Genomic DNA, 16,264 nt, shown 5'->3' with positions numbered 1-16,264 from the left:
ACACTATAATGATCAAAAAAGTATCTGCACTAAAAACATCCCATGGGGGAATGATGTATTCGCACGATTTTCAACTATGGTACACCTACCTAAAACGGAGGATAGAAAAGGGTTGGAGACCTGAAGAACTTTCGTTCCTGCTTGGTAGGCCTGATCACGCGTATTTAGACTTTGAAAAAATGTATCAGGCGCGAAGTTTTTTGGCCCAGGAATCGATCTTACTGGATCGAATATACACGAGTTCATGCATTGAACCGATGAAATTTCACCGTGAACAATATGAAGTTTCCGAAGAACGTCTCGTCCGTCTTCATATTGAAGAGGATGAGGTGAAATGGAACTACCAGATTGAACTGTCTTGGCAGTTTGTGAAAGGAGAGAAGAAGCCTGCTGTCCCAAAATTGCAATTTGAGGAATGGAAATCTGAAAAAGACATTCAAATTGAATCGGATGCAATGTTACATGTACGGCAAAAGATTGACGGACTACTGGATGAGGATTTCTTTGCCTACGGTGCAGCTCCTTGGCAACTTTTTCGGAAAGTTAAGGAAACAGGTCAGGTACATCTTCAGATTTATCCAAGACACTTGAAAAATGTGCTGTATGGACTCATTCAGCAAAATAGATTGGTCGTCAGAAATATGGAGGGACGTTTTTCTTTTTATCCGGTTAATAGAAGAGAGGCGCATGCAAAATTTAATTAATCAAGGTGGGATATATGCGAATAAAGATCATTTTTAAAACCCACCACCTTTGAAGGAGCGTATGGCGAATTAAGGATAAATCTTACCAGACATAGTTTTTCTGATCTGCATTTTCGACCGGCTTATAATTAGTTTGTTAGATAACAATTATGTCTATCGGGAGCAATCAAAAAGAATCTTTATATTTAAGCATGTACGCAAAACCTGAACAACGTAAGACATCAATAGTGCCAGCATTATTCAAAGTGCTTGTTGGTACTATTGGTGTTTTTGCTATTTTGACAGTTTGTTTCTATCACAACGAACTGAACATCGACGGCAATTTAACCCTAGGATTTCCCTGGATATTCTATAGGGAGGGAAGCGGCTATAGTCTCGATCTAAAGGAACATGTCGGCTATCAAGAATTTGAACTTCTAAAATTGATCGGCGATATTCTTTTTGCTGCTATCTTATATCTTCTAATTTTATGGATTTATAGGTTTTTTAGCAGGAAGCTTAAGAAATAAATCTTAGTTTTTTTGTTATCCTTTTGTTAAGCTTTTGTAGCTTGCTAACTCGGTTTAGTTAAAAACTGTTAATGTTTTATTGACCCTGCCTTCATATAGCATTTGTAATCTTGTACCCATAAATCAAATGCGCTACTTATGAAATTTAAAGCCAACAATGTCTTTTGGTTGTTATGTGCCATTGCAGCGAGCTTACCAGCTGTTCAAGCCAAACCGCTCATTCTAACCTCATCGCACATTACGCATGTACAGGGAATCGTCAAAGGTCGTGTCGTCGACGCCCAGGGAAATGCTGTCGCAGGAGCAACCGTCCAAAATTTGAAAAGTAAAAAATCTGTTCAGTCTGACGAAAAAGGAAATTTCCAGATCGAAGCCGAAATGGGTGATAGCCTAGGTATTTCCTTTATTGGGTATAGCAGGCTCGTGCAGTCTGTCTCCCAATCCAATGGGCAGATCTTTTCCTTACAGGCAGACGAGAATACGCTGGAAGAGGTGACCATCTCTATCGGTTATCAGCGAATCAGAAAGTCGGATGTCACTGGGGCGATCGCCAGCGTTAAGGCGGAGGAACTTAATTTGAGCGCACCAAAATTATCCCAGGCATTGGTTGGTAAAGTAGCGGGCGTACAGGTGATGCAGACAAGTGGTGCTCCATACGATGGGACCAAAATGCGTGTTCGCGGAATGGGATCGATCAATGCCGGTTCGGATCCATTGTACGTTATTGATGGTTATCCAGCAGGGAACAATCTCAATATCAATCCCAATGATATTGAGTCTATCGATGTTTTAAAGGATGCCGCTTCTGCTGCGATCTATGGGTCCCGTGGTGCTGGTGGTGTTGTATTGATTACAACCAAGCGTGGCAAGGAAGGTAAAAGTAATGTGGACTACGAAGTATTGGGTGGCTTTGGTCAGCTTTCCAAGAAAATCGATGTTTTAAATTCAGAACAGTTTATTGATCTCTTAATTGATGGTCGTAACAATTCCTATAGAGACCTGCTTGCTACGAAAGGGATCGCTTGGAGCGACAGTAGACGCTTTGACGATAATAAAACTCGTATCGCCAATGTTGGAAATGCCGGTTCAGTAAGTATTCCTGAAGACTACTATGACTTTGCGTCCGGTACAGCAAAAAAAGCGAAATATGATACGGATTGGCAGGATGCCTTATACCGTAATGCTCCTTTCCAACGTCATAACCTATCTACGTATGGCGGTAACGAAAAAAATCGCTATTTCCTAAGTGGGTCTTATCAGAATCAACAAGGTATCATGCTTGGTACAGATCAGAAAGTCTTTAATTTCCGAGCCAATATCGATAGCAAAGTGAGTAAAAGGCTGACCGTTGGCGCCAATGTGTCCTTTACGTATAACGACAATAACGAGGTAACTACCGGCCGTTACGACAGAAGTCCGTCCATGGCGGCATTAATCTATCTGCCGACTCTCCCTGTTTATAACGAAGATGGGACCTATGCCAAATACCTGATGGCCGATCTTTCTGCAAATAACTATGGTATCCAGAATCCAGAAAATCCATTGGCTTATGTCACTGAGATTAAAAATAACCGTCGTGGAAAGAGGGGTTTATACAATGCTTTTGCTGATTTCTCCATTATTGATGGCTTAAATCTTAAAGTAAACGGTGGATTGTCTACTTATGACGAGAAATATGATTATTTTCGCCCCACAAGTCTTTCTGATGGGAATAACAAACCATTTTCACCGCAAGCGGTATCTGCGGCCTACGCAGAAGCCAAAACAAAAAGTGAATTGGATAAACTGATGGAGGCAACACTAAACTATAATAAGACCTTTGGTGGCAAACATCAGGTCTCCGCTTTACTGGGCTATTCGGTTCAACGTACAGATTATGATTATCAGGGTGTAAAGGCCAATGGTTTTAATAATAATGCCATCGGTGAAATTACAGATAAGGGGGCTGATCCTTCTAACTTCCAATTGATCCCTGGAGATACATTCAAACGCATTACAACGCTCCAGTCTTATTTTAGCCGTGTAAACTATAGTTTTGATTCTAAATATTTCCTTTCAGCTTCCATTCGTACCGATGGTTCATCGCGCTTCGGGCCAAATAACAAATGGGGAACCTTCCCATCGGTTTCAGGTGGTTGGACCCTCTCCAAGGAGGAATTTTATACGGATTGGTTAGGAGAGCAGTCCACGGTCAAACTAAGAGCGAGCTGGGGACGTAGTGGAAATAATAATATTGGTGATTATCGCGCTTTATCCGTTATCAACTCGCCAGCGGGAGTTATTCTTGGCGATAAAGTGGAGACTTCCTATACTGCAGGTGATTTGTTCGATCCAAAATTGGGCTGGGAATCAACTTCGCAATACAACGCTGGTCTCGATCTTGGCTTGTTGAAAGGTCGCCTCAACATTATGACCAACTTCTACCTGAGCCGTTCCTTCAATTTATTATTCAACCAGCCGCTCTCCGCTGTATCTGGATCAACAACGATCTTGACGAATCTTCCTAATTCAAAGGTGCAGAATAAAGGTTTTGATCTACAGATTGATGCAACACTGATTCGTAAAAATGAATTTGAATTGGGATTGAGCGGAAATATCAATGTCAATAGAAATAAAGTACTTGATCTAGGAGGAGCTTCTACTATCCTGACCAATGGTGCCGAACGCTCTTACTTAACGCATATTACACAAGAAGGAAGTCCAATCGGTATGTTCTATGGTTTTAAAGTTCTGGGCGTCGCAACTGAAGAGAATTATAAAACTGTCGCACCTTCAGCGGCTTCAACAACTCCGCTACAACCTGGAGATCTTTATTTTGAAGATGTAGATGGCAATGGTATCGTCAATGATGCCGATAAACGTGTGATCGGCAATCCGCATCCTAATTTCACCTATGGTTTTGCCGTCAACGCACGTTATAAGGCATTCGATCTACGCGCATCATTTAACGGCTCCCAAGGGAATAAAGTATTGGACGGCTATGACTATTACCTCTACAATATGGAAGGTTCCGGCAATCAATATGCGGATGTGGCACAACGTTACCGTTCAGCTCAAAATCCGGGAAATGGTAAAGTATACCGTGCATCGCGTGGTGGTACGCAAAGTAACAGTACACGCCTTTCCGATTTTTATCTGCAGGATGGTTCATTTTTGCGTATGACAAATATTGCTTTGGGTTACAATCTCCCCAAAAGCCTAGCAGAAAAGTTAACACTTTCTGGCGTAAGGGTCTACGCTACGGTGGACAATCCATTTACGATTTCTAAATACAAAGGCTACAATCCGGAACCGGATTATAATCAACGCGGCAACCTGACTCCAGGTGTGGATTATGGGCTTTATCCATTGGTGCGGTCGTATAACCTTGGTGTGAAAGTAACTTTCTAATAGCAGGATAAATTAATCCTACGGATTGCTCTTTGCGGTTGCGTAGGCTGATGAAATATAAAAAAATAACAGGATGAAAAAGAGATATATATTACCCTTTGTTTTGTTGGCATTGTCTTCATGTACCAAAGATTTCTTAAATCAGAAAAATCCCAATGCCGTCACGATCGATGATTACTTCAAGTCGGAAAATGATGTTCTATTGGCTGTCAATGGGCTCTACCAGTCACTTCGTTCGGGAAGCACGCTTGGTGAATCCAGCACATTGTATAATGAGGAACGTTCTGATAATAGTGGACGCAATGATAACCAATCCAATGCCGGGGAGCCTTTCCAATTCAATGACTTTTCGTTGTTGCCAAGTAATACCTATCTAAAGACACATTGGTCTGCTATGTACGCGGCAATCAGCCGTTGTAATGTGGTTCTTTCACATGTCGACGATGTGACCTTTACAAGTGCAGAGTTAAAAGGACGTTATATTGCGGAAGCGAAATTTGTACGTGCATTATTATATTTCCACATGGTGCGTAAATTCGGAGATATTCCATTATCTACGGTACAGGTGACCAGTAAAGAACAAGCAAATGAATTAGCTTTTCGGCAAAAAGAGTCGATTGTGTACGAACAAATCATTAAAGATCTGACGGAGGCTTTGTCCAGCAATCTTCCCAATACACAGAAAGATTACGTCATCGGCAGAGCGTCTAAAGCGGCCATCAATGCAATTTTGGGACAAGTATACTTAACTTTGGGCGCAACGCAGTCATCCGGAAGTGCGGAGAATTTTGCGAAAGCAGAACAGTACCTCAATGCGGCTTATCAGATGCGTACTTTCGGTAAGCTGAACGAAATCCCTTATGCCGATGTTTTTGATGTGACCAAGAAAAATAGTTGTAAAGAACTAGTTTTCCAGATTCAGTACAAACAGGGTGACCAGAATTATAGTTCAAGTGTTGCCCGTAACTACCAGGCACGGGGGGAGACCATCAACTCCCGCTACAATTCGACAGGTGTTGGTGAAGTCGCAAAACTAGATCTGGTCAAGGATTACGAACAAAGCGACATTCGGAAAGATTTCTCTGTGAAGTTTGCCACAAATACACAGGTTAACGATTGGTTTGTAACCAAATTTAGGGATAATAGTGATGCTGCCGGAACAAACGGCTGGGGTGGAAACGACTGGATCTTGATCCGTTATGCGGATGTGATGCTGTTGCTGGCTGAAGCAAAATTTCACCTGGGCAAAGATGCGGAAGCTATTGCGCTTTTGGATCAGGTACGTGAGCGTGCAGGATTGCCTTCGTATGCGGCCTCTATGTTAAATACTGCCTATAGCAGCAAATATCCGACCTTAAAAGAGGCGATATTGCATGAACGCCGTGTGGAACTGGCATTTGAAAACCAGCGTTGGTTTGATTTGATCCGTAATTATAATGCACAGGAACTGGTTACTTATTTCAAAACAAAAAGCCAGGCTGACTACGGCAATGCCAAAATCTCCAATATATCGACAAAAGATAGATACTATCCAATTCCTTTTGATGAATATAAATTGGATCCGGAACGCATGTATCAAAACCCGGGTTATTAATCTGCAATTGAACGGCTATGATAAAAAATATCAGAAAGATCTTTTTACTTGCTTTGGGAATATGTTGTCTGCATATTTCCAAAGGCCAGGTACACGTTAGGCCTACTGGTCCGCAGGAGTGGCTGATCAAGAAGAATTATTATGCATCCTATTTGCTCTTAAAAGATCCTGTACTTACCCAAGAGCTCGTCGACTCCAAACCGATAGCAAAAGTATTAGAAAAAAGGTTCGAACGTTTTGCGATGAGTACTGATTGTCGCGATCTCAGCTGTTACTTAAATGCTTTCAAATGGCAGGATGGGGAAATCGACCTCTTGGCAGAGCAATTGGCGGAGCAACTTGGTCATGACAAAAAATTGGAACAGCTTGTGCAGTCTACTCTTATCCCATCGATGACTTATGGTCTGTTGCAACATGAAACTGCGAAATCCTACTTCAAAAAAGCTTTGCAGCAGGATTTAAAGGCCATGAACTATGTGGTGGATGTGTATGCCGGTGGTAAAAAGCCTAATTATCCCCAGATAGATTCGATCTCTTTTGATGTAAAACGTCCAGCCTACCTCCATCTCCTGGATGATGTGCGCCAAGACATCCTCAAAGACATTCCAACAAGCAAAACAGCCTTTTTTATGACAATGATGACTGCTGTACGCTTGCTTGAGGTGAATGAGCGATGGGATGCTGCCCAGTTGGAGCCACTCATCGAGCTCGAAAATAAGAAAGCTTACGAAGCGGTCAAAAGTATAGACTTTGCAAGCTATCCTTATAGCCTGTTACTTACTTTAGGTGCAGGTCCTGAAGTTTATGGGCAGCCAATTAGCCCCGGTGGCATGTTGCGTGCGCGTATGGCCGCCCGGAGTTATTTTGAGAAACTTGCTCCTTTTATTGTACTGTCTGGCGGTAAAGTACATCCCTACAAGACTCGTTTCATTGAAGCAATAGAGATGAAAAAATATCTGATTGAGGTAATGGGTGTTCCTGAAAAGGCCATATTGATTGATCCGCATGCAAGACATACCACAACAAACTTGCGCAATACGGCGCGTATTCTTTTGAATTATGGCTTTCCTAAAGATAAATGGGCTATTGTAAACAGCAGTAAAGCCCATATCGATGCGGTTGAAAAAATGGGCGATCGTTGTATGCGTGAACTGGGGTATGTACCATATTCACTAGGTAAACGAATTTCAGATGTGATCATCGAATTTAAAGCGAAGGAAGAAGCTTATACCATCGATCCGGATGAACCTTTAGATCCCTAGTCAACAAATTTGGCTGGCTGCTGGTCTATTAACTGAGCAGATCGGCTTTGTCTATCGCTTATTGGCAGGGCATGAAAAAAATGTCCGTAGCGGAGCAAGCTACGGACATTTTTTATTTTAGGACAATGGTCCTTCCTTCTTTTGCGGATCGTTTTGCCGCTTCCAGGATTTCAACCACAGTGAGATTATTGTTGATCGATCCAAGATCATTTTCCGGAATCATTTTTTGTTTCAAGACCTGTTCAAGGTAAGCAATATGATGCTCAAAGTAAGGAACAGTAGTCGGTACCGCCACCGGTGGTTCATTCTGTTGGTTGTATTTTAGAAGCTCTTTATCATTTTTAGCGTAGAGCTGAGCTTTTGTGCCAAAAACCTGCAAATCTTTAACACTATATGGCCAAGCCCAGGAAGCTTGAATAATGCCTGTGCTGCCATCCCGATAGCTCAGAATAATGGTGGCATTGTCATCTACCTTCGGATAGATTTCGGGTTTTAACTGCTGTGTGAATGCCGTGACCGAAATTGGTCTTTCGCCATTTTTGAGCCAAGTTATTAGATTGGCGCCATAACATCCAAAATCCATAACTGCACCGCCACCATTTTTCGTTGGATCCGTTAGCCAGGCGAGGAAGTAATTGCTACAGCCAATTTCTTTCGGTCCCTCATGCCCGTCTTTTACAAGTATGCGTGTGATTTTTCCAATTTCATTGTTGTCGACCAGTTGTTTCAGTTGTTGATTGCTTTTATACCAGGTGGTTTCATAATTCACCAAAAAGGGAGTTTCAAACTGTTTGGACAGAGATGCAATACGTTTTGCATCCGATAAGGTCGTTGCAAGAGGCTTCTCGACCATCACTGGGATTTTAAGCGGAAGACAGGCCTCTGCCACATGGATGTGCTCATTGGTTGGATTGTAGGCCAGCACAGCATCTGGCTTGACATGCTTCAATAAACTTGGCAAATCCGGATAGAAGATAGTCTTTGGCAGATTATACTGCGTCCGTATTTTATTGGATAGGATTTCATTTGATTCAGCAATACCTATAATATCAACTTTCTTATCCTTATATAAATTTAGGAGCAAAAATACATGGTCATGGTTGAGTCCCGCAACAGCTACTTTAAGGCGTTCACTAGCCTGTGCAACCTGATGGGATAATAGGATAAGCAGGAAAGTCATTTTGATCAGATGCTTCATCATGTTAAGTTTAGTGATTATAAATATACCGATTTGTGATGAGGATGTCCTTTGTAGATCCAGGTGATCTTGTGGTGAGACCGGATGATTTCGGCAACTATGTCAAAATAGGTTTCTCCCTGTCCCGCTTTTAGTTCCTCTATTTTTTTTTGAAAATGTGTTTGATTAAATGGCGATTGTGTACCAAGTTTTCCCTGATAATACGCCAAAGTGGTTTCGATGCCCAACGATGCGATGCTATGGGCAATATCTTTCCAGACAATAGCATGTGAAGCAGCATCTTTAAAGGTGCCAAATCCACCGTAAAATAAGTCGTCCAGACCGTCCAGACTTCCTATTTTCCAGCTTTCATGAGACATGTAGACGGCATTGATTTCGTCATAAAAACTCGCAATACTTTCGATTTTACTACCGTCGATCAATGCCAGGCCAAGATCGGGATTCCTTTGTGTGAGTTGCTTAAAATCGTTCCAAAGATTTTCATTCGGAAAGATAAAAGGCTCTTCTTGATCTTGCCATTTGGCCACAATTTGAGCAAGGGCAGTTCGAATTGTGGGGCGATTATCATTCAGTGAATGTAAAAATGCAGTAAACTCAACAGGATCGGAATCGTTTACCAAAAAATGAGCAAGTGTACCTACAATTTTTCTTTCATCTGTTTTCATCTCTGACCTCTGGTTTTCATCTTTAAATATAGCCTAACGAAATCGTTTGCGGTTTTTTAATAAAAAATCCTATACTTTTAACGCTACATTTAAGGATAAATCTAATGTTATGATCTACCGATTTGCGCGCTATAGTCTATTAGCTCTTGTGAATATACTCTTTCAGTTTGGGATTCCCGTATTCGGACAGCAACATCCTAACGTTATTGTCATCTTGAGTGACGATGGCGGGTATGATGATTTCGGCTGTTACGGCGGTAAGGAGGTCCACACACCGAATATTGACGCACTGGCAAAAAATGGTATACGTTTTCAGTCGGCCTATGCTTCCGCATCGGTATGTGCTCCTTCTCGTGCCGGCTTGCTGTCTGGTCGATATCAACAGCGTTTTGGTTTCGAACATAATATTTCCAAACGCCCCACAGCTGGTGTCGCTCCGGAAAATATTGGTATGGATACACAGGTAGCCACAATTGGAGATTTTATGAAGTATAATGGTTATAAAACCGTCGCAATCGGAAAGTGGCATCAGGGTGATGGGCCACAATTTAATCCTCTTAAACGTGGCTTCGATCATTTCTATGGTTTTATTGGCGGGGACCGTCCTTATTTTCCTATTCATGGCACAGTGAAACCGACACAGGTACTTTACAATGACCGGATTGCCGTCCCTGAAGACTCTATTCATTATTTAACGGAAACATTGACTGATAAAGCGATTTCATATATTCAGCAATACCGAAGCAAACCTTTTTTTATGTATTTGGCTTTCAATGCTGTACATACTCCCGTTGAAGCGCCTCTGGAAACTGGTGATAAGTATAAACATATAGCTGATCCCCTTCGGCGTGCTTATCTGGCAATGCTCGATAATATGGATGAAAATATTGGGCGCTTGGTCCAGCAGTTAAAGCAGGAGGGACTTTATGACAACACATTGATTATTTTTATGAATGATAATGGTGCTGCGACAAATAATGGAGCAGACAATGGGCAGCTGCGTGGTTTAAAAGGATCGAAATGGGAGGGAGGAATTCGGGTCCCCCTCATCATGCAATGGCCAGCCAAGCTTCCGAAAGGGATAATATCAGATGCCATGGTATCAGGAATGGATATTTTACCCACCAGCATCGACGCAATAAAAGGTAACAAAATCCCTGGCCAGCAAATCGATGGTATCAGTTTGCTCACTTCGTATACCGCTGAAAAAAATGGACATGATTATCTATTTTGGCGCCGAGGGATTGCACGCGCTGTGCGGCACAAAGAGTGGAAATTAATTGCCGTCAAGGATAATCCAATATTACTATTCAATCTCAAAGATGATCTTCGGGAGCAACACAATCTGGCCACCAAATATCCCGCACGTGTAAAAGAGATGATGCTCAAACTAACAGCATGGGAAAAGGATATGGAAAATCCAAAATGGTTGAGTTCTGTATCGGACAATGATCAAAACCAGCTGATGAAACATCGCATGGATGTTGTCGGACGTGCTGCGGAACGTCAATACCCCTAAGCAAGGAATATTAAAAACAGATGAAAGGATTAATTATATTTTTATTGTCTTTTGCCCTGGTTATGGCAAAGGCGCAGAACCGGGAAACTTTTGAACTTATCAAAAAGCATGTATATGATGATGAGTTGAGTGGACCCTTACCAAATGCAGGTAAAACAATAAGCTTGTGTAACCAGCTTCGTGCGGATGGTACCTGGGCGGATATCGATTACCGCAGCAAGTCTATATCACTTTGGCCTCCGGGGGAGCATTTGGATCGGCTAAGGACACTTATTATTGCCTATGTATCGCCACAAAGCACATCTTACCAGCAGAAATCAATTTACGATAAGATTCTGCTCGCAGCACAATATTGGGCAAATAATCGTTTTGAATCTTCCAATTGGTGGCACAATGAAATCGCTTCGCCAAAAGCCATTGGAGTATGTCTTATCCTGATGAAATTCGGTAAAGAAAAGATTCCCCCAGAAGTAGAGGCACCACTGGTTGCGCTAATGAAGCGTGGCGATCCTTACACAAAAACAGGAGCGAATAAAAGTGATATTGCCATGCACTATTTTTATCGCGCATTGATTTTGGAAGATGCTAATCTATTGGCCTCAGCGATGGAGCAGCTGCTTTTTCCGATACAGCTCGTGGATAGCAAAGAGGGGCTTCAACACGATTTTTCCTACTTACAACATGGTCCACAATTGTATATTGCAGGCTATGGGGAAGAGTTTCTGAAAGGGATTTCAAAAGTTATGGCTTACGTGCGTGAGACAGCTTATGCCGTTGATAACAAGCGATTGGATCTTTTTGAGCGCTTTCTGACGGAAACATATCTGCCGATAATCCGCTCGCGCTACATCGATTTTAATGTACATGGCCGAGGCATCTCGCGCCCTGATATCTTGGAAAAGATGCAGGAGACAGCCATATTAAAGCAAATGAAGCTGATCGATCCAGCAAAAAATGCCGTTTGGAACAAAGCACTTGCAAAATTGGACAGTCTTCAGGCTTTTGATGCAGATGATGTTGATATGCATCGTCATTACTGGAAAGGTGACTACACAACGCATCTTCGTAAGCAATTCCATTTTAATGTGCGTCTGGCTAGTAGCCGTACCAATAAATCGGAGTCTGGCAATGGCGAAAATGTTCTTGGACGCAATATGTCTGATGGCGTGACCAATATTCAGGTATTTGGACCGGAATATTATAATATCATGCCTGTATGGGAATGGGATAAAATTCCGGGGACGACCACAAGAGATTATCTGGGTGATGTGGAATTGAAAGAACAGTGGGGGGCACGTGCAGCCAATAACTTTGCAGGCGGCGTGAGCAACGGGAAGACAGGGGCCTCAGCGATGTCGGTCCAGTATGACGGGGTCACCGCTCAAAAATCCTGGTTCTTTTTCGATCGGGAGGTCGTTTGCCTAGGTGCTGGTATTCATTGTGAAGCGCAAGAACCTGTGGTAACAACGTTAAACCAGACCTGGCTGAATGGACCGGTTATCTGGAATGGAAAGGAAACGTCGACGCTCGATTCGGTACAACGAGACATGAAACAAGGGGAATTTATAACGCATAACAACGTGCTGTATTACTTTCCGGTAGCCATGAGTGTTGGATTGACAACCAAGGATCAGGCTGGTTCTTGGTATCGTATTAACCGTTCCAGCTCCAAAGATCTTGTCCATGGAAAGGTCTTCAAGCTTTGGCTTAGCCACGGCGTAGCGCCAAACAATGCGAGCTATGCGTATATCGTTGTGCCGGGGACAAAGGTCATCGATACGAAAGAAATGCAGCGTATAAAAATCTGGCAGAATACATCGGATATACAGGCGGTAGAGCATACCGGGAATGGAATTCTCCAGCTCAGTTGTCATCAGCCGGGGACTTATCAGATTGGAGATTGGTCCATCACGTTAGATCAACCTGTTATTTTACAATTGAGTTCAAAGCCAACCGCAAACATGCAACTTGATGTGGCAGATCCGTTGCAGCAGGCTAAAACTGTGCATGTTCAGCTGGTCAATAAACAGCTTCGTGTAAATCAATCGTTGGAGGTTTCGTTTCCACAGGGCGAATACGCCGGGAGTACTGTAAGTAACCGAATCGCGATCGGGAAGAAATAATTCAGATTCAATTGGAAAGCTTATAAAAATACAAAGGGGAGATGTTAGGTATCTCTCCTTTGTATTTTTATTTTTTGAACTGCTCCAACCGTGTCAAACCTTCCAGATAATAATAATCTGCATAGATCAGCGGAACATCGATTTCCGAATGATGGGGTAAGCTACCGACACTATGCTGCAGTAAGAAACCGCCATTGCTTGCATATTTGGCAAAATAGGTGTTTCCTGATAGTGTTTTCAGGCTTTCCTGAGCAAATGTCAAATAGGATTTGCTTTCGGTGCCAGTGGTCATTGTCGAGAGTTCAATCAGTGCAGACGCAACAATGGCTGCAGCTGAGGCATCGCGAGGTACGAAATTCAATTTTAACGAAGAAAAATCAGCATCCGATTTATAACCTGGTTTTCCGGCATTAAAATCCCAATACGGAATTTTATCTTTTGGAAGATTCGGATGGGTCATGTAAAACTTTGCCGCCGCTTTTGCTGTTTTGAGAAATTCTGGTTTTTTGGTCTCCCGGTACATCATGGTAAATCCATAAATAGCCCAGGCTTGACCGCGTGCCCAGGTTGAATTGTCGGCATAGCCCTGGTTCGTTTGTTGATGGAGCGCATGGCCATTGGCGTCGTAATCGACCACATGATAGGTACTATAATCTTTACGAAAATGGTTTTTCATGGTTTGGGTGGCATGGCTGATGGCTACATCCTTATATTTGGCATCTCCAGTCAGGTCGGACACATAACACAACATTTCCAGGTTCATCATGTTGTCGATAATGACCGGATATTTCCATAAGGTCTTCCCGTCCCAGGACTTCTTCTCATTCCATGACTTGATGACACCTACCTGCGGATTATAACGCTTGAGTGCAGTATTGGCCGAATGGATGAGGATGTCCTTATAAGCGGCAACTTTTTTGGGATCTTTGAGGTATTTAATGGCATTGCCATAAGAACAATACATCACAAAACCAATATCATGATGTTGATCAAGGTCTTTGGCTTTTTCAAGTGCCTCTGTCCATTTGACGGCCGCAGCTTCGGTCTCTTTGTTATGGGTATGGTTGTAGATATACCACAGTGACCCTGGGAAGAAACCGCCGGTCCAATCCCATTCGTCTGTCCCTACCAGTTTTCCTGCAGGACTCAATGTGCGTGGAAATTTGTGCTGCTTTTCTGCTGCTTGTTCTAAAAATTGATATTGCTTTTCAGCGGCTTTAAAACTTGCATCAATAAAGTTTGGGTTTTGATTCGTAAAACTCAATGTGATCAGACTGGAAGCGACCACAAATAAGGTTCTTAGACCAGGTTTTCTTTTATTCATAACGGCTTATATTCTTAGTAAGTTACCTAATATTCTTAACTCTTTCTTATTTTATCGCCTCTTGTCGGATCGTAAACGTATATTTTCCCGTGGGTTTGATGCTCTTGGCAGTAAGTGTGATGCGATAGAGTTCCTTACCCCATACCTGACTCAAACGTGGGTCATCCTGAGGAATGACATCGTAGCTCGCCGTGAACTGTCCGGCATCAAAGTGTAGGGTTGCGTGCCCATTATTGAGGAGGATTTCCCCTTTGCCAATTTTTGGTTCCTGAGCAACCAGAAAATGGATGATATTGGCTTGCTTAGGACCTGTGATTTTAAACTCATCCTGAATGTCCAGTCCATTTTGTACGAGGGTGTAACTTCTATTCCAGTGTTCAACATTCGCTGACTTCGGATATGCTTTTCCAATATCAAGTTGGAATCTATTTTGTGCAGGCAGAAATGCTACATTTTCAGCTTTATATTCCTTTCCAAAAGATTGGTCTACTCCATTGATCATCGGAACATTATGGTAAGCACTCTGCATCGTCCAGATACTGTATCTGTCATCGCTAAAGGTCTTTTTGGTATAGGTGCCGACACCGGCGTCAATGAACAGTGGTTGTTGGTTCTGATATAAGATAAAACTCCCTACATCGTTATGGTTATGACTTTCGTTATTGAAACCTCCCTTTGCGGCAAAGAAGAATGCCCCCTTTTTCAGGTAAATAAACTGTGTTTCTGGATACCATTTATAACTGTTTTGCGGAAGTGCAGCTGTCACGTTTTCCAGCTGTGGATAACACCTCAGATCTTCGAAGGCGCGGAAAATATCCCGTGAAGGTTTGAAATTGGCATTTTTGTCACCGAGATTTTCCATATATCGGGCAAATTGCATCATTTCACTGCTGTTAACATCCTGTCCATAACGAAAGATCAATAGTGGATCGCCACCACCTTTTGCCGAAGCATCAGCAAAATTCACCACCCATTTATCGCCACCAATATAGGATTGTGCGATATACTCACCCATATCCCGAATAATCGGTTTATCAAAAATATTAATTTTGCCCTGAGTTGCCAATGAAAGTATTTTTAGATAATCGTACAGCTTGCCCGCAGCATGGCCCCAGTACGAAGGGCCTTCTTCGCAGGCACCATCTGTTTTGACATAATTGATAAAGCGATCTACAGAAGACATGGTTTTATAAATTCCTGCAAGCTGTATATCTGGATTATCCTCTACTAAAAGTAGTGCCGTAAGGACATTGAAGTTGCACCAGGGGTTCCAGTTATTGACCAGTTGCCCTTCTTTGAGTTCAAATGCCTGCCACCACATATCGTTGCGGTCCAGGTAGGGTTGTATGATACGTTGTTGGATCTGTTGTTTTAGACGAATACTGATTTCGGGATTGATTTTATTGAACGTATCGCGGAAGAAATAATGAATCCAAGAGAGGAGGGAACCGACATCACCGGCCATCAGATCGACTACTTGTGTGCGCTCTTGCGGCAATGATCGCTTACTGGACTGAAAGGCCCCAAGGTGTGCCGAGAGAGACCATGTGGCCATTTCTGTCAACTGCCAGCTACCATTTAGGATCTGGTCCACATAGCGTCCCTGTCCTTCAGCAAGCTCAGCTAAAAGGAGATTAGTTAGCGCAGTGCAGTTTTCATTCATTGGCTTTTCCATCATGGTACGGTTGCCCGAACGCTCATATTCGAGGTAGTCAGTCGCTTTGACGACCTGCCATTGGTAATTCAGGGCTTCATTTCCCTTTTTGATCACGCGGTCTTTAAAGGGAGCCATCAGCTTATCCCAGGCTAAACGGTCGGAATAAGCCGGGTAGGGAACCCAAGATTTGTCATTGCCTAGACTGGCTTTCAGGTTCTCTTGTTTAAAAGCTCCTGTTAGGAGGTTCAGATCTTTCCCTAGCAGTCTTTGGAAAGAAAAACTGCTCAGGAAAAATAGTAGGATTAAGTAAATTCTCATA

The 16,264-nt window shown here is 42.6% G+C and carries 11 protein-coding genes; 7 read left to right on the top strand and 4 right to left on the bottom strand.

The genetic code is table 11. The features are described 5' to 3' along the window. Positions 1 to 8: 8 nt before the first annotated feature. The 5 genes from B3C94_RS15550 to B3C94_RS15530 all read left to right on the top strand — a co-directional run bounded on the left by B3C94_RS15550 (position 9) and on the right by B3C94_RS15530 (position 7,459). Complete coding sequence (locus tag B3C94_RS15550; protein WP_293905240.1) at positions 9 to 704, top strand: hypothetical protein; 696 nt, start codon at positions 9 to 11, stop codon at positions 702 to 704. A 191-nt stretch (positions 705 to 895) separates the two neighbouring features. Then, entirely contained in the window at positions 896 to 1,213 is a 318-nt protein-coding gene (locus tag B3C94_RS15545; RefSeq protein ID WP_293905238.1) for a hypothetical protein, read from the top strand. A 138-nt stretch (positions 1,214 to 1,351) separates the two neighbouring features. Continuing rightward, entirely contained in the window at positions 1,352 to 4,603 is a 3,252-nt protein-coding gene (locus tag B3C94_RS15540; protein ID WP_293905236.1) for a SusC/RagA family TonB-linked outer membrane protein, read from the top strand. A gap of 73 nt (positions 4,604 to 4,676) precedes the next feature. Beyond that, positions 4,677 to 6,197, top strand: coding sequence for a RagB/SusD family nutrient uptake outer membrane protein (locus tag B3C94_RS15535; RefSeq protein WP_293905234.1), 1,521 nt, complete (start codon positions 4,677 to 4,679; stop codon positions 6,195 to 6,197). A 17-nt stretch (positions 6,198 to 6,214) separates the two neighbouring features. Further along, complete coding sequence (locus tag B3C94_RS15530) at positions 6,215 to 7,459, top strand: YdcF family protein (protein WP_293905232.1); 1,245 nt, start codon at positions 6,215 to 6,217, stop codon at positions 7,457 to 7,459. 112 nt (positions 7,460 to 7,571) lie between these two features. Here the strand turns inward: B3C94_RS15530 and B3C94_RS15525 are convergent, their stop codons facing one another. Together B3C94_RS15525 and B3C94_RS15520 are read right to left on the bottom strand one after the other, a co-directional pair. Further along, complete coding sequence (locus B3C94_RS15525; RefSeq protein WP_293905230.1) at positions 7,572 to 8,660, bottom strand: Gfo/Idh/MocA family protein; 1,089 nt, start codon at positions 8,658 to 8,660, stop codon at positions 7,572 to 7,574. A 14-nt stretch (positions 8,661 to 8,674) separates the two neighbouring features. Continuing rightward, a complete protein-coding gene (locus tag B3C94_RS15520) occupies positions 8,675 to 9,322 on the bottom strand; it encodes a hypothetical protein (protein WP_293905228.1) in 648 nt (215 codons plus the stop codon). A 109-nt stretch (positions 9,323 to 9,431) separates the two neighbouring features. Between B3C94_RS15520 and B3C94_RS15515 the strand changes: the two genes are divergently transcribed. Then, the gene (locus B3C94_RS15515; RefSeq protein ID WP_293905226.1) at positions 9,432 to 10,841 is read left to right on the top strand and encodes a sulfatase-like hydrolase/transferase; all 1,410 of its coding nucleotides are present in this window, start codon (positions 9,432 to 9,434) and stop codon (positions 10,839 to 10,841) included. A gap of 20 nt (positions 10,842 to 10,861) precedes the next feature. Continuing rightward, a complete protein-coding gene (locus B3C94_RS15510) occupies positions 10,862 to 12,964 on the top strand; it encodes a polysaccharide lyase 8 family protein (RefSeq protein WP_293905224.1) in 2,103 nt (700 codons plus the stop codon). 67 nt (positions 12,965 to 13,031) lie between these two features. On the opposite strand, the gene B3C94_RS15505 is transcribed toward B3C94_RS15510, so the two are convergent. Both B3C94_RS15505 and B3C94_RS15500 read right to left on the bottom strand, forming a co-directional pair. Next, the gene (locus B3C94_RS15505; protein ID WP_293905222.1) at positions 13,032 to 14,288 is read right to left on the bottom strand and encodes a glycoside hydrolase family 88 protein; all 1,257 of its coding nucleotides are present in this window, start codon (positions 14,286 to 14,288) and stop codon (positions 13,032 to 13,034) included. 46 nt (positions 14,289 to 14,334) lie between these two features. Beyond that, complete coding sequence (locus tag B3C94_RS15500) at positions 14,335 to 16,263, bottom strand: heparinase II/III family protein (protein ID WP_293905220.1); 1,929 nt, start codon at positions 16,261 to 16,263, stop codon at positions 14,335 to 14,337. Between the last annotated feature and the right edge of the window lies 1 nt (position 16,264).

It is taken from the genome of Sphingobacterium sp. UBA5670, from assembly GCF_002420705.1.
Lineage (GTDB): Bacteria > Bacteroidota > Bacteroidia > Sphingobacteriales > Sphingobacteriaceae > Sphingobacterium.
The sequence above is the reverse complement of the archived record's forward strand: the minus strand, read 5'-3'. Positions and strand labels throughout refer to the sequence as shown.

Excerpts from the sequence above, each read along its gene's own strand:
- B3C94_RS15505 (WP_293905222.1), bottom strand. The coding sequence starts at position 14,288 with ATGAATAAAAGAAAACCTGGTCTAAGAACCTTATTTGTGGTCGCTTCC.
- B3C94_RS15500 (WP_293905220.1), bottom strand. The coding sequence starts at position 16,263 with ATGAGAATTTACTTAATCCTACTATTTTTCCTGAGCAGTTTTTCTTTC.
- B3C94_RS15550 (WP_293905240.1), top strand. The coding sequence starts at position 9 with ATGATCAAAAAAGTATCTGCACTAAAAACATCCCATGGGGGAATGATG.
- B3C94_RS15535 (WP_293905234.1), top strand. The coding sequence starts at position 4,677 with ATGAAAAAGAGATATATATTACCCTTTGTTTTGTTGGCATTGTCTTCA.
- B3C94_RS15545 (WP_293905238.1), top strand. The coding sequence starts at position 896 with ATGTACGCAAAACCTGAACAACGTAAGACATCAATAGTGCCAGCATTA.
- B3C94_RS15530 (WP_293905232.1), top strand. The coding sequence starts at position 6,215 with ATGATAAAAAATATCAGAAAGATCTTTTTACTTGCTTTGGGAATATGT.
- B3C94_RS15510 (WP_293905224.1), top strand. The coding sequence starts at position 10,862 with ATGAAAGGATTAATTATATTTTTATTGTCTTTTGCCCTGGTTATGGCA.
- B3C94_RS15520 (WP_293905228.1), bottom strand. The coding sequence starts at position 9,322 with ATGAAAACAGATGAAAGAAAAATTGTAGGTACACTTGCTCATTTTTTG.
- B3C94_RS15540 (WP_293905236.1), top strand. The coding sequence starts at position 1,352 with ATGAAATTTAAAGCCAACAATGTCTTTTGGTTGTTATGTGCCATTGCA.
- B3C94_RS15525 (WP_293905230.1), bottom strand. The coding sequence starts at position 8,660 with ATGATGAAGCATCTGATCAAAATGACTTTCCTGCTTATCCTATTATCC.
- B3C94_RS15515 (WP_293905226.1), top strand. The coding sequence starts at position 9,432 with ATGATCTACCGATTTGCGCGCTATAGTCTATTAGCTCTTGTGAATATA.